Below are 21,446 nucleotides of genomic sequence, written 5' to 3' on the forward strand. Positions count from 1 at the left end.
AGCAGGCTTAAGCCCTCGACCCAACTCTACCCTTAATGGGAATCCGGGAGGATGGCTGCTGGTGCAGCGCCCTGTGTGACAGGTCTGTGTAAAAGAAAAGCGTCGCCAACGGCAGTGAACCTGCACGTATCGCTCTGCATACGCTCGCTTCTGCCGTATTGGTAAAAGCCCAGGGAGGAAATGCCGCCGCAGGTGCAGCCGGAGGATTTGTTGCCGCGTCAGGTTCGGAAAGGCTGTCTGCGGCGTTTTATAATACAAAGTCAGAAGAACTCTTTCCGGATGAAAAAACGGTCATTGTTAACCTCGTTGCAGCACTGGGCGCGGCGGGCGGTAGCATGGCCGCAGGGAACAGCACCAGTATCAGCAGTGGTTCAAACGCCGCCAGGGTTGAGGTTGAGAATAATTCTGTGGGCTGCGACCCAAGGATGTGTGCTGCTCAAGGCTCGGTGACGAATTCATGTACGGAGGCAGCACAATTGGCAGTAACATGTCTAGCGGCGGCGGTGGCGCAATTACTTTTGCTGCAATACTGTTGGCGATATTTGGGAATGATGTGCCAAAAGTGCCCAATAATACGGGAGGCGATCAGATAGCTGATTCTGGCCCCACAAATACGGGGGAAATCAGCTACCAGTACAGCAAACGAACCATACTGGTAATAGCAATAGTCAGGTCGATACCGGGCCAAATCATAACGGTGGAAATCAGACAGCAGAACAGCTGTCGAGCGATACGGGGAATACGGAAGATGCTCCTAATTTACCGACTCATTATGAAAGTGCCGGACAAGATAATGGCGCGGAGAAGCCAACTAATATCAAAGTTGCTGATGATAAATTCTCAAAGAACAACGGGGTTGATGCTCATCGGATCAAAAAATATTTTCTTGGTGCGAAGGCGGAAATCAAGCTTTACGATATTTATGTCGATAAAAACAGTAGGCAGTTATGGATTTTTAGAAAAGGCGGTAAAGGCGAAGGCATTCCAACCGGTGAATACATCAATAAGTAGAATTAATCATGGATAAAACAACAGTAAAGGCGGAGTTTTCAATATGTGGGGATGTTTTTGATCCTCATGAAATAACGACTCTTTTACAGATTGAACCAACGGAAGTTTGTCTAAAAGGCGTTATAAGTGGAACAAGAAAGAGACCAAGTACAGAAACCAGTTGGTCAAAATGTACTGAGAAAGAAGAATCCTATGATGTTGGAGAACAAACCGATAAGTTGTTATCCTTATTAAAGGATAAGGTCTCTACTCTGAATAAAATAAAAGAAAATGATAATGTTACATTTATTTTTTCTCTTCTAATAGAAGTTGAAAATGGAGAAAAACCAGCGATTTACTGGTCAATAGATACAAACCGGTTTTTAGGTGAGATCGGTGCGGAAAGCTCTATCGATATCTACTTCTACAGCTGAACTCGAATCGCATTCACAGCGCCCGGAGCTTTTATCAGATTTCAGCGTTATCCAATACGCCTGTCACCGCTCTTTATCATAGGCTTACTGAACAAGATGTTGAGAGCCAGCAGTTCGGTAAAGATGTCCCAGCAGCCTCAGGTGAATGTGCCTGAAAGACTAAATGAATCAACTCATCATAACGTTTTTTAAAACCTGGTAAGGTTCAAATGAATATAAATAGAGGGAAAGCGATGTATGAATTAGACTGTAAGATTAAAGAATTTGGCGCTCTTTTTTTTGACCGCATAGACACAGAAATGTTGCAGGATGCGATTAGATATGTCGAACATGGCGAGAGAGGGTTGGCCTTTGAAACGATATGCGATCACATCAGTGAATATGATATTCCTATAACTGAGAAAGAGTATGCCAGAGCTCTCTCTCTTTGTAACGATTTAGAGCTAGATTTTAATGACATCAGCATCGTTCATATGAAAAGTTTAATATTGAAGTAAACAATGACTCCTTCAATATACCTGTTCGGAATAAAATAATTAGCTGCTATATTATCCAGGTTTGACTTAAATGTGTGATGAACATGCTTTATACAATAAAAGCAACATTCTACTTATTCTGTACATTGTGCGTTGCACCAATACCCAACATAGGTAGTTTCACTTAACCGCCCTAAAACCTGATTCTTCATCCCGACGTTAAGGTATCATGGCCGTAAACAAGCGATTAAACACAGAGCCCAACCCATGCACCTTATCCTTATTCGCCACGCTGAAACAGCGTGGAACCGCGGCGGACTCATTCAGGGGCATCAGGACAGCGCGCTGACGGCGCGTGGTTTGCAGGAAACCACCGCGCTCCTTGCAGCCCTGGCGCACGATTTCCCCTCGGTTGACAGGGTGTACACCTCGCCTGCGGGCCGCGCGCGCCATATGGGTGACGCCATCGCGAGCCATTTTGGCTGCCCGATCTCTGTTGAGCCGCTGGTACAGGAGCAGGCGTTTGGCGATTACGAAGGCCTGTCGCGGGTACCGCGTCTGGTGCCTTTTATCCAGGATACTGATTTATCTTTTTCAACTTCTAAGGGGAAAATGAAATGTATACGGATAATGGAGCTTTGAATCAGCCAGCCACACATTATCACCCAATCAACTGAGAGATTACGTATCTCAAGGACGTATCACTATTTTAAACATTGATACTGATAAAGGCGGCCATTTTATCGTGGTTGACTCAAAGAAAAAGGTTGATGGGGTAGATTGTTATATGACCCGTAATCCATCTAATAGGCCTGCCGGGGTGCGTGCGAATTTTTTAGATAAGCGCATGAATTTTAATGGTATTGTTCTGATATGATGACCGTAAAAGAGATATTAGAAAATTTTGCTAATGACAATGAGGGATATCTTGATAGATATCTTATTTATCATTCAAATGAAGCGGAAGCGCTGGAGATGCAAAAAACGCACTTGATAATTCGTGGTTTGGCTATTTAATAAAGAAATTTAGAATTCAATGCCGCCTGTGAATTTATCCAAAGGAACTAATGGATGCAACAAAAATTTTGGGGTAAATGATAATGTTGAAATTGAAAAAATTCTTTCCCCGGAAAAAATAGGGAAAGAGTACGTAGTAAAACTGTCTATATCGTTAGGGATTAGGGGCGGGTTCTTCCCCAGCAATCGGGCGAAAGGGAACTAGCGCGGGATATAGTAGAGTCATTGGCTGGCAATCTCATGACAAAAAACTGGCGAGTGGATTACGACCCACAAAAAGGTGTATATATAAATATATGGAACTATACTAAAGGTAAAGGCATTGGAAAGGCAGAAAAAATAGTTATACCATTTGAAGGTAATGAAGAAACGTTCGTAAATATAGTTAATCAACTGAACAGGTAATTGACATGACCTTATTCGAAGAGTGTGCGGAAGTATTGAAGCCTAACTTTACCATCGTAGCTGGTAATGATGAGGAAATGGCAATTAAAATCTTATATGAGCATGGGGCCACCAATGGATATATTGACTGGGGTATCAAAAGCTATACGCTTTATAATGACTTCCAGGAGCTTTTGAAAAGTGGCGTCGTAAAGGATGATAAGGTTTTTGTTTTTGCGGATGATGTAGATGTCCCTATTTTTGAAACAACCCTGTCTCTTATCGCTGCAAACGCTGATGATGTCTTAGCTTTATGCCCTAAAATATATATTTACAACAACGACTTTCTTTTGCAACCCATGTATCCATATGGGGAGATTAATTTCTTAAAAAAATAAAATCATATTAAATATTTTTTTATTCTACACGGTTATGGTTATACAGACATTGAGTTATTTTGATAAGGTTTGCTAAAATATTTCGATATGATGTTTTAATTAAATCTCCAACCCATGAACCTTATCCTTATTCGCCACGCTGAAACAGCGTGGAACCGCGGCGGACTCATTCAGGGGCATCAGGACAGCGCGCTGACGGCGCGTGGCGTGCAGGAAACCACCGCGCTCCTTGCAGCCCTGGCGCACGATTTCCCCTCGGTTGACAGGGTGTACACCTCGCCTGCGGGCCGCGCACGTCATATGGGTGACGCCATCGCGAGCCATTTTGGCTGCCCGCTCTCTGTTGAGCCGCTGGTACAGGAACAGTCGTTCGGCGATTACGAAGGCCTGTCGAGGGTGCAGTTGCAGCGTGATGAGCCTGCCCGCGCAGAGGCGCTGTTTTCAACCGATGCCGCATTCACACCGCCTGGCGGGGAATCGCTCGCAGCCGCCGCGCAGCGTCTGCTGTCTTTTATTAACAATAAACTTGCCGCAACCCCTCACACCACCTGCTGCGTTGTGACGCACGGGCATATCCTTCAGGGCGCGCTGGCGCTCCTCAAAGATGGCAATATCGATAACTTCCCGCGCTATGCGCAGCCGAATGCGAGCTATGCGCGGTTAAGCGTCGCTCCCGACCTGTGCGACGTCATTCAGTGGGGCATCGCCACCCATTTGCGACACCTGTCACAAACGTAAAAAGTCTTCCCGTCCTTAAGTCTTCCTTAAGATTAATCCTATAACTTCACTCTGGATCCTGCCCCTGTCGGGCCGTACCGGAGCACACCTTATGCAAAACTCTACCTCTGCGCTCAGCAAAGTTCCTGCCGTCACCGCCGCGTTCTGGCTGACGAAAATCGCCGCCACGACGCTCGGTGAAACCGGCGGCGACGCGGTCACGATGTCGATGGATCTCGGTTATCTCACCGGCACGCTCATCTTCGCGGCGATCTTCCTCGCGGCGGTGGTCGTGCAAATTCGCCATCGCAGCTTTAATAAGTGGATCTACTGGTTCACGGTGATTGCCACCACCACGGTTGGCACCACGCTTGCGGATTTCGCCGACCGCTCGTTAGGCATTGGCTACCTCGGCGGCACGGTGCTGTTAAGCAGCCTGCTGGTCATCTCGCTGCTGGTCTGGCGCGTGACGTGCGGCACCATCGCGGTGGATTCAGTGAATAACGTGCGTACCGAGAGCTTTTACTGGGTGACGATTATGTTCTCCCAGACCCTCGGCACGGCGCTTGGCGACTGGACGGCAGACAGCGAAGGCTTCGGTTACGACGGCGGCATCCTCTTGTTCGTCGGCGCGCTGGCGGTTATCTGGCTGGCAAGCCGCTTTACGACGGTCTCACGCACCGTGCTGTTCTGGGCCGCGTTTATCCTCACCCGTCCGCTTGGCGCAGTGGTGGGCGATTTCCTCGATAAACCGGTGGCGAATGGCGGTCTTGAACTTAGCCGCTATGGCGCGTCAGCCACGCTGATTGGCCTGATCCTGCTCTGCCTGTGGATATTTCCGCATCGCGCCGCGCTGAAAAAACGCACGCCGGTCTTCTGATCCCTCCTGCTCCCCGCGGCGCACGCCGCGGGTGTGTCGTTTTCACTTGCGCACGCCGGTTTTGCCCTCACGTTCCCGTGTCGTACACTGTCTGTTATTACACACGCAGGGAGCTCGCATGACACACTACTGGTGGAAAGATTTACACGATCGCAACGAGGCCTGGGTGGGGCTGGCGCTGACCGTGAAGGGCGAAACGCCCGCCGGTCTTGCGCTGGAGATGCTGAGCGGCAATCACGGACGTATGGCGCTCCAGCTGCGCGGCGAGACCCTCTTCTGGGGGGCGGTCCTGAAGGATTACTCCGGCGTCTGGCTGGTGACCAACCGCGAACATCCCGATCAGCAGAACCTGCTGCCGCCGGTGCGCTCCGAAGATATCGAAGCCATTAAACGCAAAGGCGAGGCCGCATGGACGGGCGAATGGTGCCGCTATTTCGCGCGCCAGTTGATGGACGCGCCCACGCCGTTGCTGGCCCCGCGCGACTGGCTGCTGCGCCCGATGCTGCCCGTGCAGACGAAGGCGCCCCGTGCTCTCAGTACGACGCCTGACATCGACCAGTGGCGCTTTAAAACGCCTGCCAGCGCGGGCGACTGGGGGCTGGACTGGGCGTTATATGGCGAGGATCTTCGCTCGCTGACCGACCCTGACGTGGTCCGTCTGGTGGACTGGTGGTGGGGCGGTCATCTGCTGATGGGCCGTTATCCGGTCGATCCGGATGCCGGGCGGCTCAAGTGGTGGCGTAAAAAATGCCGCGAGGGCGCGCTGCCGCCGGTGCTGGTCTGGTATATCGCCGGGCTGTCATCCTATGTGGTGCTGGACGGCCATTATCGTCTGCATGCGGCAATGGAAGAGGGCATCCCGCCGACATTTTTGGTGCTGAGCGAATTCGCGGAACGCCAGTTCCCGGCGGATGAAGAACAGCGCGAGCGCGTCAACCGCGCACTGGCATTGCAGCAGGCGAAAAACCCCGGCTGCAATATCGACGGCATTAACCAGACACTGATTAACCTCTGGGACCGGCGCTATCTCTATGCCGAAACCCACAGCCGCGCCATTCTCGGCAACGGCGAAGGCTGGGCGCGGGAGGTCACCGCGTACCTGCGCCGCCACGGGCACGAGATGCATCTCAAGAATGTGCTGAACGGCACGGAAACCCCGCCGGAGAGCGCCGGGTAACCCTCAACCGGCGCGCCAGTCGTCGCGCGTCAGCGTATACAGCAGGCTCGGCGGCGCGTCCGGCACATCATGAATGTCGCGTACATAGCGCAGCCCGGCGTTGGTCAGCACCTTGCGCGACGCGAGGTGATTGCCGCGCACTACCGCTGAAATCTCCCCAAGCTCCAGGATCTCAAACCCGCAGCGCACGGCGCGCAGGGCGAACTCCGTCGCGAGCCCCTGTCCCCACGCCGCGGTTGCAAAACGGTAGCCGAGGTTGTTGATTTCCACGTCCGCATAGCGGCTGAGGCTGAGCCCGCCAAAGCCAATCGTCTCATCGGGCGCGGTTTTTAACGCGATGCGCCAGTTGCCAAAGCCATTGGCCTGCCAGTGCGCCAGCCAGCGGCCCATCACGTCTTCGGCATGCAGGCGATCCGGGTAGGGGCCCGCCGGGTTGAAGGCGTTCGTCGCCGGATCGCCGTAAATACGAAATAAATCGTCCACATCCGTTGCTGAAACCGGGCGAAGAAGTAAACGCGTCGTCTGCAAAAACATAAGCATTTCCTGAGGATTGTATGGCTGTTGTGACAACGCCTGCACGACAGAACGCGACGGCGCGTGGCGCTGAGAGGGCATATATCCCAAGTATTTCAATGACGAATATAAAAAAACGAAGTATCAATTTACAGGTATGGTTGATAATTTAGCCACACTGAAAGCGCGTTACCCGGCGCTTATTATTAAAGGAGCTGTAATGAGTGCGGAAGTGACGCTGCCCGTCGGGCAACAGAATAAGAATATTGTCCGTCTGGCGACGGCCCAGGCGCTGGCGGGCGCCAACTCGGTGGTGTTTTATGCCACCGGCGCGATAGTCGGCGACGCGATGGCGCCCGACCGCGCGCTCGCCACGTTGCCGCTGACGATTTTTGTCGTCGGCATGGCGGCGCTGATTTTACCCTTTGGCGCGCTGGCGCGCCGGTATGGCCGACGCGCGGCGTTCCTCGCGGGCACCAGCACTGGCGTACTGACCGGGCTGACGGCGGCGCTGGCGGTGGTCATCGGCTCTTTCTGGCTGTTCTGTTTTGCCGGATTTATGAGCGGCGCGTATGCCGCTGTCGCTATCTCTTTTCGCTTTGCGGCGACGGACGGCGTGGCCCGCGAACGACGCGCGCGGGCGCTGTCGCTGGTGATGGGCGGCGGCGTCGCGGCGGGCATTGTCGGCCCGATGCTGGTGACCGGCACGATGGATCTCTGGCCGCCCTATACGTTTGCCGCCACGTATCTCGCCCAGGCGCTGGTGGCGGCAGTCTCCGCGCTGGTGCTGTGGGGCGTGAAAGCCCCCGCGCCGGTCGCCCCTGAACATCAGGTGCGCGGGCGGCCGCTTCGCGAAATCGTGCGCCAGCCAGGCTTTGGCCGCACCGTTTTCAGCGGCGCGGTGGCGTATATGGTGATGAATTTTCTGATGACCGCCGCCCCGCTGTCGATGCACATGCACGGCCTGTCGCAGCAGGATGCGAACCTCGGCATTCAGTGGCACGTGATTGCAATGTACGCGCCCGGCTTTTTTACCGGCAGGCTGATTAGCCGCTTCGGCGCGAAACGCATCGCCGCAGTGGGCCTTGCGATCACCGCGCTTTCGGTGGCGGCGGGGCTTGCCGGCACGGCGGTCGGGCATTACTGGCTGTCATTGATCCTGCTTGGCATCGGCTGGAACTTCGGCTTTACCGGCGCGTCGGCGCAGATTATTGACTACCATCGCCCGGAGGAGAAAACGCAGGTGCAGTCGCTGAACGATTTTGTGGTGTTTGGCGTGATGATAGTGGGCTCGTTTTCTTCCGGCGCGTTGCTAAGCCTGGTGGGCTGGAATGCGGTGCTGTGGTGTTCGCTGGTGCCGCTCGTGGTCGCGTTACTGGCGTTGATCACCGATAAGCGCGCCGTCCCGGCGTCGTTAAACAATTAAAGCGGCAGCGGTTACGCTGGATTAATTTTTCGCAGCCGTTATCGTAGTGCGCGGGCCTGGTCAAGCCAGCGCACCGCAACAGGTAATAACCATAATCATCTATTTTAAAGGGAATGATTAAGATGAAACTGAGTGCGCTATTTTTCGCTTCGCTGCTTGCGAGCGCCTGCGTCCATGCGGAACCGATAACGCCTGTTGCGCTGAAAGATGGCCCGAATATGCTCGATCTGAATCAGGACGGCATTGCCGATCTGCTTTTATCCGCCACGTACGATAATAATACCTCGCACCCCAGCAGCACGCTGACGATATATATCCAGAAAGACCACGCGTGGTTAATTGTACCGGTACCGGACGGCGAGGGCTTTACCTGGAGCGATTTCCGTCTCTCTGCTTCAACGACCAAAATCAGCGGTTACGAACTCTATCAGGCGAACCATATTTTTTATCTGGTCAGTGCGGTGAAAGTGGCCGACGCATCAGAAAGTGCTGATTTAACCGATGCCACTGCCGTAACATTCACGCGCTACCGGATAGCAAGCAACACGCAGGACCCAGGCGTCTCCGCGTTTTTCTGGCAACCCGCAGGGGCGTATACCACCGATACGTCCTTTAACGATATCGACGACGCGTTCCGCACGCTGAACATGGATAAGTTTTCGTGAGAGCGTGGGCGGTGCTGGCCCTGTTTTTTATCCGCGTCAGCAGCGCCGCGCAACAGGACGAGCCCTACCGTTCGCTTATTCAGCAGGCGCTGGACGAGAGGTCACTTTGTCTTGGGGAAACCACCTGGCCTGTGACCAGCCGTGCGGGTACCGAGCCGTGGCTGAACGCCCGCATGGAGGCGCTGGTCGATGCCGGGCTTGTCGTTACGCATCAGGAAGGCCACCAGAAAGTCTGGACGCTGAGCCATAAAGGCCGCGCGGAATATCACCGTCATCACGATTTTTGCTACGGGAGAATGCGGGTCGGCACGATACGCGAGATCCACTCGCAGCGCGATGGCGTCCAGGTGACGTTTACCTATGCACTGTCCGCGTTGCCTGAATGGGCTAAGAATGCTTCGCTGCGCATGGCCGATACAGAACTCGATAATCTCATCAGCGGCAACAAAAACGTGCGTTACCAGGCCTTTTTTACGCGCGATGCGCATGGCAAACTCAGGCTGACGCGCAGCCCCGAGCCGCTCGATCTGCTCTACTGAATTCATCACATTTCTGCCTGCGACAGGCGCGTAACCCGAGAACCGACATGACCCGCACACAACGGCTTCTGGAATTGCTGCAGCTTTTACGGTCTCATCGCTACCCGGTCACTGCGACGACGCTTGCGGAGCGGCTCGGCGTTAGCGTGCGCAGTGTTTACCGTGATATTGATACGCTGAAGATGCAGGGTGTTGAAATCGAAGGCAGCGCTGGGATTGGCTACATTTTACAGTCAGATTATCAGCTGCCGCCGCTGATGTTTGACGCGCACGAAGTGGATGCCCTGATGCTAGGCCTGCACTGGGTGATGCGCCATACCGACCCGCAGCTTGAGGCGGCGGCACGCAACGCGGTCGCGAAAATTCGCGCCATCCTGCCGGACACCCTCGCACAGCAGATAAACTACCCCTCGCTGATGGTGGCCCCGCCCGGCAATGACAGCAGCCTGCGGTTTCTGGCGGATATTCGCCAGGCCATCCATAAGCGGCGCAAGCTCAACATGGTCTATGCCGACAAACACGGCGCGCCGTCCTCGCGTTGCGTCTGGCCGATTGCGTTAGGGTTTTTCGAGGAGGCGAGGGTGCTGGCGTGCTGGTGCGAGCTGCGCCAGGCGTTCCGGCATTTCCGTCTCGATCGCATCACCGGGGTGACGATAAGCGACGAGCTGTGTCCGCAGTCGCGCTATCAGCTTCTGAAAGCGTGGAAAACTGCCGAGGGGATCGCGCAGGCGAAAACCTACTGACAAAAACTGACACACCCGGCTGATATTGTCAGGGCTCACCCACAAGGAGAGCACCATGTTAACTGCCGATATGTCTATTCTTTACGTTCATAACGTCCTGAAAAGCGTTGAATTTTACGCGGATCTGCTCGGCGCGCAGCCGGTTGAGAAACAGCCGACGTTCGCGTTATTCGTGCTGGATAATGGCTTTAAGCTCGGATTGTGGTCCTGCTATACCGTCGAGCCGGTGGTGAACCAGCGCGCGCCGGTGCCCGCTGGCGAAATCGTCTTTAAAGTGCAGGCGCGGGAAGAGGTCGACCATTTTTACGCGCTGTGGTGCATGGAGCGTCAGGCGACGGTGATCCAGAGCCCGGTGGAGCTGGATTTTGGTTACACCTTCGCGGTAGTGGACCCGGACGGCCACCGCCTGCGCGTCTGCTTTCTGAACCCTGAGCAATAATGGCGCGCTCACGGGCGTAACAAAAAGGAAACGGGCCGCGGCCCGTTTTCCGGTTCCCGCGCGTCAGAAAAAAGTTCTGCCGAGCGGAATAATGTCGCACCACTGCTTTTTATAACTCCAGAAATCCTTATAAATCCCCAGCGAAAAGCGCATCTGTTTATTTTCCGCCGCGCAGAGCGCGCGGGCGTTGCTGGTATTGAGCCACAGTAAAATACTGCCGAGATTGAGCGTGGTGTACTGCGGATCGTAACCGCCGTTAATGTCGTCGAAATAGATCCACGACGCGTTGCGGCTCATAAAAATAATATCGAACGCGCACGGGCGATTATCGATAAACAGCACGCTGCCGAAAATAAGATGCCGCAGCGCGTCAAAGGTACGGACCAGATCGTCATGGGCGAAGCAGTATATTTTGCCCTGCCAGCGCAGGGTAAAAAGCGTGGTGTAAATCGTGGCGAGCTCGTGCGATGAAAAGCTGCTCGCCTCGCGGACCACGCCGCCCATCGCGCAGAATTTCTCAAACTCTTTGCGGCGTTTTTTCTCGGACGTATTCGAGATTTTCTCTTTGATATACGCCACTTTATGCTTCAGACGCCCGGAGAACAGCGTGTTGATAAACGCGCCGTTGTGCGACGGAGAGAGGCGTTTGCTCGTGATCGGCAGGTAGAGGCGCCCCTGCGGTCGCACGGGGAACCACACATCATCAAAGACCACCGGAAAATTTCTGTGCTGGAGGCTGCTTTTACCGTTAACGGAAAAGCACGCGCCCACGTCGTTATTTCCGTCTTTCAGCGCGAAATAGTCGAGCGTCAGATTTTGCTCATGGCTTAAAAATGCCAGCACGTCCGGGTGACAGCAGACCGAGCCGCCAAACTGATGATAAAGACGCTGATAAGTCTGCGCGTCGGATTTCTGCCAGCCAGTCAGACGGCCGACAACGGTTTTAACTTGCATAATACCGCACCTGTAATCTTTTGCTGTGTAAGTCAGTCGCTGTTATCGCGCGCGCTTTCAGGCGCGAAATAAAAGCCTATTGTCGTCGCGTCGGGTTAAGGAAACATTAAGCCCGCACGTAGACGTAATAGACCGCGATATACGTCGCCAGAATAGCCAGCGCGACCATGCTCCAGAACCCGACTTCGCGTTTTTTCATGCGGGAGCGGGCGACGCCATCAGAACGTGTACGTTACAGCCACGGCGGCCGTCGTCTGATGGCGCTGGCGCACAATCGGGCTGTCCGCCGCTTTATCGCCAAGCCAGGTGTAACCGGCGCTCAGGGTGGTGCCCCAGTGCTCGCCAAACTGGTGGCTCCAGCTCAGGTTAGTACTGACGCCGTAAAACCCGCCTTGCGTGTCGTAACTCCCGTAACCGGTGCGCGCGCTCTGACGCGCGCTGACCCCGTAAAACGTATTCATGTAGCGGCTGTCGCCGAACAGCGCGGCCGACTGAAACGCGACGGTGTCGGTGGTGTTCTGGAAGGGCAGCAGGGTGAGGGATGTCTGATACTGTACGCCCTGACTGTCGGTTAACGGCAGCGTCGCTTTGCCTTCCACCACCAGCCACGGCGTGGCGGACCAGCCGAGCGCGAGGCTCGTGTTCAGCGCGGTTTTAATGGTGCCCATGCCTTTGAGCGAATTCGCGCCTTCGCGCCAGTCGCTGTTTTTGTCCGCGCGTCCGAGGCTTACGCCGAGCGCGTGCTCAAAATAGACGCCGCTGTCGCTTTGCAGATCGTAGCCGAGCCCCTTTTCGGTATCGAAAAAGAACGCGCCGTGACGGGCCTGCACGACGGGCGCAACGGTCAGCGTCTGGTGGTTCGCCCCGCTGTAGCGCGGCGCGTACTGTCCGCCCACGCCGAGCGTCAGGCTGTCAGGGCTGCTCTCCTGCGCCGCCGCGGTCGTGGCGACGCCCGATAACGCGATGAGCATGTACAGCGTCCAGTTTCGTATTATCATCGTGGCTCCTTTTGGACGGGAAATGGGCTTGAACGGTTGGCTACCGGGTTCGATGCGCATTCTGGGCCACTCTTATCAATGAACGGTCAGGAAACTGTTAAGAAACTGTCAAGGTGAACAGATGGTAACCAAAAGGGTACTGATTATTGAGGACGACGCCGATGCCGCCAGCGTGCTGGAGGCCTATTTGCGGCGTGAAAATTACGACGTGGAGATCGCGGCGGACGGCCAGTCGGGGCTTGATAACGCGCAGCGCTGGAAGCCGGATCTGGTGCTGCTGGACGTGATGCTGCCGGTGCTGAACGGCACGGAAGTGCTGGCGGCGCTGCGCCGCGCAAGCGACGTGCCGGTGATTATGGTCACGGCGATGGGCGACACGCCGGACCGGATAGGCGCGCTGCGCTACGGCGCCGATGATTACGTCGTCAAACCCTACCACCCCGGCGAAGTGGTGGCCCGCGTCCAGGCGGTGTTGCGCCGTACTGCCAAAACGCCGACGCAGGAAGAAGTCCTGCGCTGGGAGGCGCTGACGGTAGACACAGTCGCGATCACCGCAACCCTCGATCGCGACGGCGACGTCACGCATCTGGACCTCACGCCCACCGAATTTTCCCTGCTGACCGTGCTGTTGCGTCACCCCACGCGGCCGTTTGCCCGCCACTATCTGCTGGAACACTGCCTGCCGGAGAGCGAGGCGCTGGAGCGCGTGGTGGATACGCATGTCTATAACCTGCGCAGAAAGCTTGAGAGCGCGGGCCTGCGCGGGGTGCTTATCAACGTGCGCGGCATCGGCTACAGGTTCCGGCAACCATGAAAAATCACGCATATCAGTCGCTCTGGCGCTGGCTCTGCGGGCGGATCATCGCGCTGGCGCTCGGCACGGTGATTGTCATCGCGGTCTGCATGTGGCTGCGCTTCGCGGTGCAGAATTACTGGATAATGCACCGGATGCCACCTGCGCTGCGCGAGGAATTTCTCCGGCTGGCGGATAACCCGCAGCTGGATCCGGCACGTTTTCATGACATCGTCGACGCCTGGTGGGGGCTTGAATACTCCACGCCGTCTATCGCCTCCAGCGACTGGATTTTGCTCGGCGTGCTGGTGCTGGTGATGATCCCCTTTATCATTTTTATGGGCCTGAAATATGCCCGGCCGCTTTCTGTCCAGTTCAGCCGCCTGCGAGATGTGGCCGAAGACGTGACGCAGGGCGAGTTCGGGCGTCAGGCGGAGCTGGTTGAAAACGCGCCTGAAGAGATGGTGCGCTTCGCGAGCGATTTCAACGCCATGACCCGCCAGCTCGCGCGCTATGAAAAGGAGCTGCGCGCCTCGCATGTGGCGATGGCGCACGAGTTAAGATCGCCGCTTACCGCCGCGATGGGCCGCCTGCAGGGGATGCTGGACGGCGTTTTCACGCCCGACGCGCAGCAACTGACAATGGTGATGCGCCAGCTTCAGCTGTTGAACCGCCTCACCGATGAACTGCATCTGCTGTCGCTGGCTGACGCCGGGCAGCTGACGCTCGATCGCGAGGCGATATGCCTGAGCGAACTGCTGCGCGAGCGCGCCGCCTGGTTAAAACCGCAGGCCGATGCGTCAGGGATCCGCGTGGTTATTCATGCCGCGTCGCCCGCGCCGCTGTGGGCAGATCCGCTGCGTCTCGGGCAGGTTTTCACGGTGTTGATGGAAAACACGCTGCGCTACGGCAAGCACGGCGGGCGTCTTGATATTCGACTGCACTGCACGCAGGCGGGCTACCGCATTGCGTTTCTCGATGACGGGCCGGGCGTGGATCCGGGCTTTCTGCCGGTGATGTTCGAGCGCTTTACCCGCGCCGAAACCTCGCGCGCCCGGCACTCCGGCGGCAGCGGGCTGGGGCTGTCCATCGCACGGGCTATCTGCGCGGCGCACGGCGGCGACATTCAGGCTTCGCTGCCTTCAGAGGGCGGGCTGCTGATGACCGTGACGCTGCCCGCGACCAGCGACACGGCAGAAAATTGTCACCCTTGATGGTTTCTTGACGAAAAACCGAACGAATCTCGACGCAGGCACGCTGAAATGGCGCCGTCTTCACTCAGGAGCGGCGTCATGTCAGAAGCCTTTAGCGATTATTTCCGTCACTGCCTGCATCATCTGTACGGTGCGGCGCGCCATTTTTCTTTTCTCTCGCTGTTGCCGTTGGTGGCGCTCGCCGTCACTCTGCCGCTGTTAACCGGCTGCGGCGACGACCACCATAGCGACCAGCCCGCACCGCCGCGCCCGGTGCGCTATCTCGTGATAGCGCCTGACGCGCCCGCGCCCGCCAGCGTACGCACCGGCGACATCCGCGCCCATGATGAAACGACGCTGAGCTTTCGCACGGACGGGCGCATCACACGCCGCCTGGTGGATATCGGCGCGGCGGTGCGCGCAGGTCAGCTGCTCGCCACGCTTGAGCGCGCGACCGGTGAGAATCAGGCGGCGAGCGCGCAGGCCGATCGCCAGAGCGCGCAGGCGGCGGAGCGGGTGGCGGCGCTCAACCTTAAGCGCATGCAGGCGCTGATGCCGTCCGGCGCGATTGCCCGCAGCCAGCTCGACAGCGCCCGCGCCGACTGGCAGAGCGCCGTCGCGCGCCTCAAAAGCAGCGAGGCCGCGCTGCGTAACGCCGGGGAGAATCTCTCATGGACGCAGCTTGTCGCGCCCGCCGATGGCGTGATAACCGGCGTTAATGCCTCGGCCGGGCAGGTGGTGAGCGCCGGGCAGAGCGTCTTTACGCTCGCTACCAGCGACGCGCGCGATGTGGTGCTTGATGTCAGCGATCCGCAGCGGTTCGCCGACCAGGCGCAAACGGTGTTTCCGGTCGCACTGCTGACGTCGCCTGCGATAACCGCCACCGCGCGCCTGCGGGACATCAGCCCGCAGGCCGACCCGCAGACCCGGACATGGCGGGTGCGCCTTACGCTACCGTCGCCGCCTGCGGCGATGGCGCTGGGCGCGAACGTCATGGTCTCGCTGCCCCAGACGCGGGAGAAAGGCGTCAGGGTGCCCGCCGCCGCGCTGACCCGGCTGAATGGCCGCCCTGTCGTGTTTATCATTGATGCCCGCCAGCAGGCGCAGCCGCGACCGGTCACCATCGCCGCCTACACCGCCAGTGACGTTCTTCTCACCGGCGGCGTCAGCCCTGGCGATCGGGTTATCACGGCAGGCGTCAGCAAGCTGCGCCCCGGCGAGAAGGTCATTCCTGGGGAGACGCCGCCATGAACGCCCCGTCACTGAAAGAAAAATTCAACCTCTCCGCCTGGGCGCTGGCGCATCAGCAGCTGGTGAGCTTTTTTATGCTGCTGATTATGGCGACCGGCGTGCTGTGCTATGAAAAGCTGCCGCGCAATGAAGATCCGGCGTTCACCATCAAAACGGCGGTGGTATCGACCCTGTGGCCGGGCGCGACGGTGGCGGATACCACGCATCTGGTGACGGATGTGCTGGAGAAAAAACTCCAGGAGCTGCCGTGGCTGGACAACATCGAGAGCCAGACCCGCGCCGGGCGTTCGGTGATTAACGTCAACCTGCGCGACGACACGCCGCCGCAGGAAGTGCCCGCCATCTGGTACAAGCTGCGCACCAAAATGCAGGATATCGCCCCGTCGCTGCCGCAGGGCGCGCGGGGGCCCGCCGTGAACGACGAGTTTGACGACACCTGGGGCACGATTTACGGCTTTACCGCCGAGGGTTTTTCGCCTCGCGAGTTGCGCGACCGCGTGGAGGCCGTGCGCCGCACGCTCATGTCCGTGCAGGATATCGGCAAAATCACGCTGCTGGGCGAGCCGCAGGAGCAGATCGTTATCGCGTTTTCCCCGCGCCAGCTCGCCGGTATGGGGGTGGATATTACGCAGGTCGGCGAGGCGCTTGCGGCGCAGAACGCCGTTGAGCCGTCGGGCACCCTGCGCACCGGGCAGGACAACGTGGCGCTTCGCGTCAGCGGCGCGCTGACCACCGAAGAGAGCCTGCGCGCCGTCACGCTGCATATCAACAACCGCTATATTCCGCTGACGGATATCGCGACGGTCAGCCGCCAGCCTGCCGAGCCGCCCGTGCCGCAGTTTCGCGTGAACGGCGAGCCCGCCATCGGGCTTGCTATCTCAATGGCGCCGACCGGAAATATGCAGGCCTTTGGCGAGGCGCTGAACGCGCGGATGGCGCAGGTAGCGGCGCAGCTGCCGCACGGCATCGAGGTGGTAAAAGTCGCCGATCAGTCCGCCGTGGTGAGCGAGGCGGTGAGCGGATTTGTCCGGGTGCTGGTCGAGGCCGTGCTGATTGTGCTTGCCGTCTCGTTTGTGTCGCTTGGCCTGCGCGCCGGGCTGGTGGTGGCCGCCGCCATTCCGCTGGTGCTGGCGATGACATTTGCCGGGATGATGCTCGCGGGCATCGGCCTGCAACGTATTTCGCTCGGCGCGCTCATCATCGCGCTCGGGCTGCTGGTGGATGACGCGATGATCACCGTCGAAACGATGGTGGCGCGGCTGGAGGCGGGCGATTCGCGCAAAAGCGCAGCCTCCTGGGCGTTTAAAACCACGGCGTTTCCGATGCTCACCGGCACGCTGGTGATGATTGCCGGGTTTATTCCGGTCGGGTTCGCGGCCTCCAGCGCCGGGGAATATTGCTACTCGCTGTTCGCCGTGGTGTTGATAGCGCTGCTCTGCTCATGGGTGGTGGCAATTCTGTTTTCGCCGCTCACCGGCACCTGGCTTTTGCCGGCGCAGATGAAAAAGGCGCATCAGGGGCCGGGGAGGCTGGGCCGGTTTTATCAGCGGCTGCTGCGTCTCGCGCTCGGTCACCGGCTTGCGACGTGCGGCGCGGCGCTACTGGCGCTGGCGCTGTCGCTCTGGGGCACCCCCTTTATGCAGGGCGAGTTTTTCCCGGCGTCCGACCGCCCGGAGCTCCTGGTGACGCTCTCGCTGCCCGCCAGCGCCTCGCAGCAGGAGACGCAACGCCAGACGGTGCGCCTTGAGCAGGCGCTTCGCGGCAACCGCAATATCGACCACTACTCGGCGTATGTCGGCACCGGCGCGGTGCGCTTTTATCTGCCGATGAATATTCTCGACGACGACGAAAACACGGCGCAGCTGGTGATCGTGGCAAAAGACCTGGCGGCGCGCGATCGCCTGCGCGACCAGCTCAACGCGCTGCTGGCGAAGCGCTTTAGCGATATCACCACCCGCGTGTCGCCGCTGGAGCTTGGCCCGCCCGTCGGCTGGCCGCTGAAATACCGCGTCAGCGGGCCCGATTATGCGCAGGTGCAGCGCACGGCGCAGGCGTTAGCCGACACGCTCGGCAAATCGCCGCTCACCCGCGAGGTGAACCTGACGGCAGGCGAGCCGGAGCGGGTCATCACGTTCAGGGTTAACCAGACGGCGGCGCGGGCGGCGGGCGTTTCATCGCAACGTCTGGCGCAGTTGCTCAACACCGTCTGGTCCGGCTCGACCGTCACCTCGGTTCGCGATAACGATCGGCTGGTGGATGTGGTGCTGCGCGGCAACGACCCCGAGCGGCTTGACCTCGCCACGTTCTCCGCGCTGATGGTGCCGACCGCCAGCGGCGGGAAAGTGCCGCTCAGCGAAGTGGCGACGCCCGCGTGGGGGCTGGACGATCCGGTTATCTGGCGTCGACAGCGCCTGCCGTTTATCACCGTGCAGACCGATCTCGCGCCGGGCCTGCGCGCCGAAGCCGTGTCCGCCGGGCTGCGCCCCGCCATAGAGGCGTTTCGCGCGCGGCTGCCTGCCGGTTATGAGATCAAAGAAGATGGCGCGGTGGCGGAGTCGGATAAAGGCAACAGCTCGGTGTACAACGTCCTGCCGGTGACGCTTATCGTTATGCTGGTGCTGCTGATGGCGCAGCTGCGGCGGTTTTCACGGATGCTGCTGGCGCTGCTGATGGCGCCGTTCGGCCTGCCGGGCATCGTACTGGCGATGCTGCCGACCGGCACGCCGCTGGGGTTTGTCGCGCTGCTCGGCATTATCGCGCTCGCCGGCATGATCATTCGCAACGCCGTGATCCTGATAACCGAGGTGGATGGCAACCTGCAACTGGGCATGGACGCGCATGCGGCGATTGCGACCGCCGCAGAGCACCGGGCGCGGCCCATCATGTTAACCGCCTGCGCGGCTATTCTCGGCATGATCCCGATTTCGCATCAGGTGTTCTGGGGGCCGATGGCGTACGCCATTATCGGCGGGCTGATAGTGGCGACGCTGGTGACGCTCACCGTACTGCCCGCGGCGTTCAGCCTGCTGCTTCAGCGGCGTCGTGAGGGCAAGGCTGACGCGTGAGGGATCACGACGCTGGCATCAGCTCAAGGAGTAATTCCCGCGGGTAGATCGTCTCGCGGGCGTCGGCGAGCGCATCGCGCGTCCACCAGCGGTGGTCGTGAATGACGCGTTTTTCATTGTCGCTCCAGCGTGAGAAGTCGGCCTCTTCGCGGGCGACATCAATGATAAAAAAGTGCTCGTCGGCGATAACGTCTTCGCCGCACGGCAGGCGCATCGTGAAGGTGCGCTGCGCCACTTCCGGGCCGGGGAAGTCGCGCACGATGCCCGTCTCTTCATACAATTCGCGCAGCGCCGCGTCGGCGAACGACTCGCCCTCCTCAACGCCGCCGCCCGGCGTCGCCCAGTAGGAATGCCCGGCGAGCGCGTCATCGCGATGGCTGAAACGAAACAGCAGCAGCCGTTTTTCCGGGCTCATTATCAACAACCGGGCGGCGGGGCGTGTGCGCATACGGGCTCCTTGATAGCGGGCGATTAAATCGTCACGTGTTTCGGTGATAGCGGCCAGAGAGTATACCGAAAACCGCATGGGACGCAGGTGCAGGTGTTTCTTAACCCTGAATATTGGTAGCGACGGCAAGCCCCGCATTAAGTTAATTTAACGGCTTACGCTCATCCTTAACGGAGAAAGAAAATGGACAGGGACACGCTGGTTACGCTACTGGAATATAAACGCTGGGCGGATGCCGGCACGCTGGCGTCGGTCAGAGCGGTTGATGAAACCGCGCACCCGGAGAAGCGCCGCCTGATGCAGCGGCTGATGAACCATATTTATGTGGTGGACCGGATTTTCCAGGCCAATCTGGCGGAGCAGCCGCACGGTTACACGGCGCTGAACACGCCGCAAACCCCATCGGTGGAGGAGCTTGAAGCGAACCTGCGCGAGAGCACTGACGGGTATATCGCCCATGTAAGCGCGATGTCTGAGGCCGATTTTACCAGGACGATCCGCTTCCAGTTTACCGACGGCTCGCCCGGCGAAATGAAAGCTATTGATATGATCACCCATATGCTGTTTCACGGTACCTATCACCGGGGCGCGGTGGGCTGGCTCGTCGCGGAGTGCGGCGGCAGCGCCTTTAAAGATGTGATGACCATTTTTCTGCGCGAGCGTCACCGTTAACCACGCCGCCCGCCGGGGCGGCGTTTCGCCATCTTGTTAATGGGACGCTGTGCGGCGCATTTGCCCCAGCGCTTTATCGCTTTCATCGCCGTTAATCAGGCGCGTGAGCTCTTCACAACGGACGATTTTTCCTTCCGCCAGCGTAAAGTGCGCGAACACTTCCACCTGAGCGTCAGCCCCGTGACGTTTTTCCACCTCAACGAGATGATGCGTAAACACCTGCTCACCCTCGATAACGGCCGCCAGGATGCGCAGGTTAATGCGCCGTGTGATAGCTTTAAGCGCGGCCATGTGTTCGACAAAATGCGCATAATCCAGCGACACGCCGTCCACAACCTGTTGATAGTTCGGTGCAAAAAAACGGGCAATGGTGCGTTCGTCATGCGCGGGATGACAAACTACCTGCTCCAGGGCGTCGGTCACCCTTTTTTTGGCGGTATCCATTGGGTTCTCCTCATAGTGTAGTGAGAAAGCAGGATACGGCCGGGGGCGTAAAGGCTATTATCCGTATTACGTCAAAAAATACGGTTAACCGGCCATGCTTCTTACGTCTGAACACTTTACCCATCCACCCCGGCATGAAACGCGCTGGCACACGCACGACGGTGGGCAGATTTACCGGGCAATCGCAGGTGTCATGATGATTGAAACCGATCGTGCCCGCTGGGCGGTTACGCCAGGCGTTATTGGCTGGATCCCGGCAGGCGTTCGTCATAAGGCCCTTTTTCCAGGCCAGATGCACGGCGGTGCTATCTACTTCAACACGGGCGATCATCCGCCACTCCCGCCCGAAGAGGGGATTTTCAGTGCTGATACCTTCATGCTGATGCTGATTGAACGGCTGTTCCACGAAGTAAGCGAGGTGCGCCAGGCCCGGTTACTGGCCGTGTTGTGCGATGAGATAATGGCAGCGGCGCCGTGTCCGCTGCATCTGACCATGCCGCAGGACCGACGCGCCAGGCAGATAGCCGATGCGCTGTTATTGCATCCCGGTAACGGACTCAGTCAGACGCAGCTTGCCGTTAAGTACGGTCTCAGCGTCCGAACGCTGAGTCGGCTTTTTCGCGAGCAGACGGGGCTTCGTTTCAGCCTGTGGCGTCAGCAGGCGAAAGTTATTGCCTCTCTGTCGCGCATTCTCGCGGGTGTGCCGGTAAGTGAGGCGGCGATGGAAAGCGGATTCAGTAATGTCAGCGCCTATATTCAGGCGTTTCGCGAACGTTTTGGCGAAACGCCGGGCAAACTTCAGCAGTCTCATTTCAGGCGCTGATGCCGCC

Annotated in this window: 27 protein-coding genes; 22 read left to right on the top strand and 5 right to left on the bottom strand. The window is 58.0% G+C overall.

All coding sequences use genetic code 11. From position 1 onward, the window contains the following. Nucleotides 1–158: 158 nt before the first annotated feature. From AFK67_RS23685 to AFK67_RS21120, 11 genes are all read left to right on the top strand, one after another. Nucleotides 159–593 carry a VENN motif pre-toxin domain-containing protein gene (locus AFK67_RS23685; protein WP_071882620.1) on the top strand — a complete coding sequence of 145 codons (435 nt, stop codon included), beginning with the start codon at nucleotides 159–161 and terminating at the stop codon, nucleotides 591–593. A 223-nt stretch (nucleotides 594–816) separates the two neighbouring features. Beyond that, nucleotides 817–1,011 carry a polymorphic toxin type 33 domain-containing protein gene (locus tag AFK67_RS22445; RefSeq protein WP_234015210.1) on the top strand — a complete coding sequence of 65 codons (195 nt, stop codon included), beginning with the start codon at nucleotides 817–819 and terminating at the stop codon, nucleotides 1,009–1,011. Nucleotides 1,012–1,019: 8 nt separating this feature from the next. Then, nucleotides 1,020–1,424: a DUF4279 domain-containing protein gene (locus tag AFK67_RS22450; RefSeq protein ID WP_071602807.1), complete on the top strand. Its 405-nt coding sequence runs from the start codon at nucleotides 1,020–1,022 to the stop codon at nucleotides 1,422–1,424. 233 nt (nucleotides 1,425–1,657) lie between these two features. Next, a complete protein-coding gene (locus AFK67_RS21095; RefSeq protein ID WP_032967481.1) occupies nucleotides 1,658–1,921 on the top strand; it encodes a MafI family immunity protein in 264 nt (87 codons plus the stop codon). A gap of 246 nt (nucleotides 1,922–2,167) precedes the next feature. Then, a complete protein-coding gene (locus AFK67_RS21100; protein ID WP_007727690.1) occupies nucleotides 2,168–2,542 on the top strand; it encodes a histidine phosphatase family protein in 375 nt (124 codons plus the stop codon). A 231-nt stretch (nucleotides 2,543–2,773) separates the two neighbouring features. Then, nucleotides 2,774–2,917 carry a hypothetical protein gene (locus AFK67_RS23120; RefSeq protein WP_007727693.1) on the top strand — a complete coding sequence of 48 codons (144 nt, stop codon included), beginning with the start codon at nucleotides 2,774–2,776 and terminating at the stop codon, nucleotides 2,915–2,917. A 240-nt stretch (nucleotides 2,918–3,157) separates the two neighbouring features. Next, nucleotides 3,158–3,322, top strand: a complete 165-nt coding sequence (locus AFK67_RS23125) for a hypothetical protein (RefSeq protein WP_155885910.1) — start codon at nucleotides 3,158–3,160, stop codon at nucleotides 3,320–3,322. Between the two features lie 5 nt (nucleotides 3,323–3,327). Further along, entirely contained in the window at nucleotides 3,328–3,699 is a 372-nt protein-coding gene (locus AFK67_RS21105; protein WP_038885080.1) for a CDI toxin immunity protein, read from the top strand. A gap of 114 nt (nucleotides 3,700–3,813) precedes the next feature. Beyond that, nucleotides 3,814–4,437 carry a histidine phosphatase family protein gene (locus tag AFK67_RS21110; RefSeq protein ID WP_007727699.1) on the top strand — a complete coding sequence of 208 codons (624 nt, stop codon included), beginning with the start codon at nucleotides 3,814–3,816 and terminating at the stop codon, nucleotides 4,435–4,437. Between the two features lie 91 nt (nucleotides 4,438–4,528). Beyond that, the gene (locus tag AFK67_RS21115; protein WP_007727702.1) at nucleotides 4,529–5,296 is read left to right on the top strand and encodes a COG4705 family protein; all 768 of its coding nucleotides are present in this window, start codon (nucleotides 4,529–4,531) and stop codon (nucleotides 5,294–5,296) included. 118 nt (nucleotides 5,297–5,414) lie between these two features. Next, nucleotides 5,415–6,473, top strand: coding sequence for a ParB/Srx family N-terminal domain-containing protein (locus AFK67_RS21120; protein ID WP_007727706.1), 1,059 nt, complete (start codon nucleotides 5,415–5,417; stop codon nucleotides 6,471–6,473). Nucleotides 6,474–6,476: 3 nt separating this feature from the next. Here the strand turns inward: AFK67_RS21120 and AFK67_RS21125 are convergent, their stop codons facing one another. Next, nucleotides 6,477–7,007, bottom strand: a complete 531-nt coding sequence (locus AFK67_RS21125; RefSeq protein WP_007727707.1) for a GNAT family N-acetyltransferase — start codon at nucleotides 7,005–7,007, stop codon at nucleotides 6,477–6,479. A gap of 199 nt (nucleotides 7,008–7,206) precedes the next feature. Here AFK67_RS21125 and AFK67_RS21130 point away from each other — a divergent pair, with 199 nt between their 5' ends. The 5 genes from AFK67_RS21130 to AFK67_RS21150 all read left to right on the top strand — a co-directional run bounded on the left by AFK67_RS21130 (nucleotide 7,207) and on the right by AFK67_RS21150 (nucleotide 10,798). Beyond that, nucleotides 7,207–8,412 carry an MFS transporter gene (locus tag AFK67_RS21130; RefSeq protein WP_032967475.1) on the top strand — a complete coding sequence of 402 codons (1,206 nt, stop codon included), beginning with the start codon at nucleotides 7,207–7,209 and terminating at the stop codon, nucleotides 8,410–8,412. A gap of 122 nt (nucleotides 8,413–8,534) precedes the next feature. Continuing rightward, the gene (locus AFK67_RS21135; protein WP_007727711.1) at nucleotides 8,535–9,077 is read left to right on the top strand and encodes a carbapenem self-resistance protein CarG family protein; all 543 of its coding nucleotides are present in this window, start codon (nucleotides 8,535–8,537) and stop codon (nucleotides 9,075–9,077) included. Next, nucleotides 9,074–9,616: an SEN1982 family lipoprotein gene (locus AFK67_RS21140; RefSeq protein ID WP_007727713.1), complete on the top strand. Its 543-nt coding sequence runs from the start codon at nucleotides 9,074–9,076 to the stop codon at nucleotides 9,614–9,616. Before AFK67_RS21135 ends, AFK67_RS21140 begins: the two co-directional genes overlap by 4 nt. A gap of 47 nt (nucleotides 9,617–9,663) precedes the next feature. Then, nucleotides 9,664–10,359 (top strand): helix-turn-helix transcriptional regulator, encoded by a 696-nt coding sequence (locus tag AFK67_RS21145; protein ID WP_007727715.1) that lies wholly within the window; start codon nucleotides 9,664–9,666, stop codon nucleotides 10,357–10,359. A 55-nt stretch (nucleotides 10,360–10,414) separates the two neighbouring features. Further along, nucleotides 10,415–10,798 (top strand): VOC family protein, encoded by a 384-nt coding sequence (locus tag AFK67_RS21150; protein WP_007727719.1) that lies wholly within the window; start codon nucleotides 10,415–10,417, stop codon nucleotides 10,796–10,798. A gap of 63 nt (nucleotides 10,799–10,861) precedes the next feature. On the opposite strand, the gene AFK67_RS21155 is transcribed toward AFK67_RS21150, so the two are convergent. Both AFK67_RS21155 and AFK67_RS21160 read right to left on the bottom strand, forming a co-directional pair. Then, nucleotides 10,862–11,752: a GNAT family protein gene (locus AFK67_RS21155; RefSeq protein ID WP_007727722.1), complete on the bottom strand. Its 891-nt coding sequence runs from the start codon at nucleotides 11,750–11,752 to the stop codon at nucleotides 10,862–10,864. Nucleotides 11,753–11,970: 218 nt separating this feature from the next. Beyond that, nucleotides 11,971–12,750, bottom strand: a complete 780-nt coding sequence (locus AFK67_RS21160; RefSeq protein WP_007727725.1) for a MipA/OmpV family protein — start codon at nucleotides 12,748–12,750, stop codon at nucleotides 11,971–11,973. A gap of 121 nt (nucleotides 12,751–12,871) precedes the next feature. Here AFK67_RS21160 and AFK67_RS21165 point away from each other — a divergent pair, with 121 nt between their 5' ends. The 4 genes from AFK67_RS21165 (at nucleotide 12,872) to AFK67_RS21180 (ending at nucleotide 19,052) form a co-directional block, all read left to right on the top strand. Beyond that, a complete protein-coding gene (locus tag AFK67_RS21165; protein ID WP_007727727.1) occupies nucleotides 12,872–13,564 on the top strand; it encodes a response regulator in 693 nt (230 codons plus the stop codon). Continuing rightward, nucleotides 13,561–14,757 carry a sensor histidine kinase gene (locus tag AFK67_RS21170; RefSeq protein ID WP_038885090.1) on the top strand — a complete coding sequence of 399 codons (1,197 nt, stop codon included), beginning with the start codon at nucleotides 13,561–13,563 and terminating at the stop codon, nucleotides 14,755–14,757. The genes AFK67_RS21165 and AFK67_RS21170 overlap by 4 nt, the downstream gene beginning before the upstream one ends. 78 nt (nucleotides 14,758–14,835) lie before the next feature. Next, nucleotides 14,836–15,987, top strand: a complete 1,152-nt coding sequence (locus AFK67_RS21175; RefSeq protein WP_053532930.1) for an efflux RND transporter periplasmic adaptor subunit — start codon at nucleotides 14,836–14,838, stop codon at nucleotides 15,985–15,987. Next, complete coding sequence (locus tag AFK67_RS21180) at nucleotides 15,984–19,052, top strand: efflux RND transporter permease subunit (protein WP_007727738.1); 3,069 nt, start codon at nucleotides 15,984–15,986, stop codon at nucleotides 19,050–19,052. The genes AFK67_RS21175 and AFK67_RS21180 overlap by 4 nt, the downstream gene beginning before the upstream one ends. A gap of 4 nt (nucleotides 19,053–19,056) precedes the next feature. On the opposite strand, the gene AFK67_RS21185 is transcribed toward AFK67_RS21180, so the two are convergent. Then, nucleotides 19,057–19,500, bottom strand: a complete 444-nt coding sequence (locus AFK67_RS21185; RefSeq protein WP_007727741.1) for an NUDIX hydrolase — start codon at nucleotides 19,498–19,500, stop codon at nucleotides 19,057–19,059. Nucleotides 19,501–19,683: 183 nt separating this feature from the next. On the opposite strand from AFK67_RS21185, the gene AFK67_RS21190 reads away from it, so the two are divergent. Then, nucleotides 19,684–20,172, top strand: coding sequence for a DinB family protein (locus AFK67_RS21190; RefSeq protein WP_007727744.1), 489 nt, complete (start codon nucleotides 19,684–19,686; stop codon nucleotides 20,170–20,172). Between the two features lie 36 nt (nucleotides 20,173–20,208). On the opposite strand, the gene AFK67_RS21195 is transcribed toward AFK67_RS21190, so the two are convergent. Beyond that, the gene (locus tag AFK67_RS21195) at nucleotides 20,209–20,616 is read right to left on the bottom strand and encodes a nuclear transport factor 2 family protein (protein WP_007727745.1); all 408 of its coding nucleotides are present in this window, start codon (nucleotides 20,614–20,616) and stop codon (nucleotides 20,209–20,211) included. A gap of 94 nt (nucleotides 20,617–20,710) precedes the next feature. On the opposite strand from AFK67_RS21195, the gene AFK67_RS21200 reads away from it, so the two are divergent. After that, nucleotides 20,711–21,439, top strand: a complete 729-nt coding sequence (locus AFK67_RS21200; RefSeq protein ID WP_032967477.1) for a helix-turn-helix domain-containing protein — start codon at nucleotides 20,711–20,713, stop codon at nucleotides 21,437–21,439. The last annotated feature ends 7 nt before the right edge of the window (nucleotides 21,440–21,446 follow it).

It is taken from the genome of Cronobacter dublinensis subsp. dublinensis LMG 23823, assembly GCF_001277235.1.
Classification (GTDB): domain Bacteria; phylum Pseudomonadota; class Gammaproteobacteria; order Enterobacterales; family Enterobacteriaceae; genus Cronobacter; species Cronobacter dublinensis.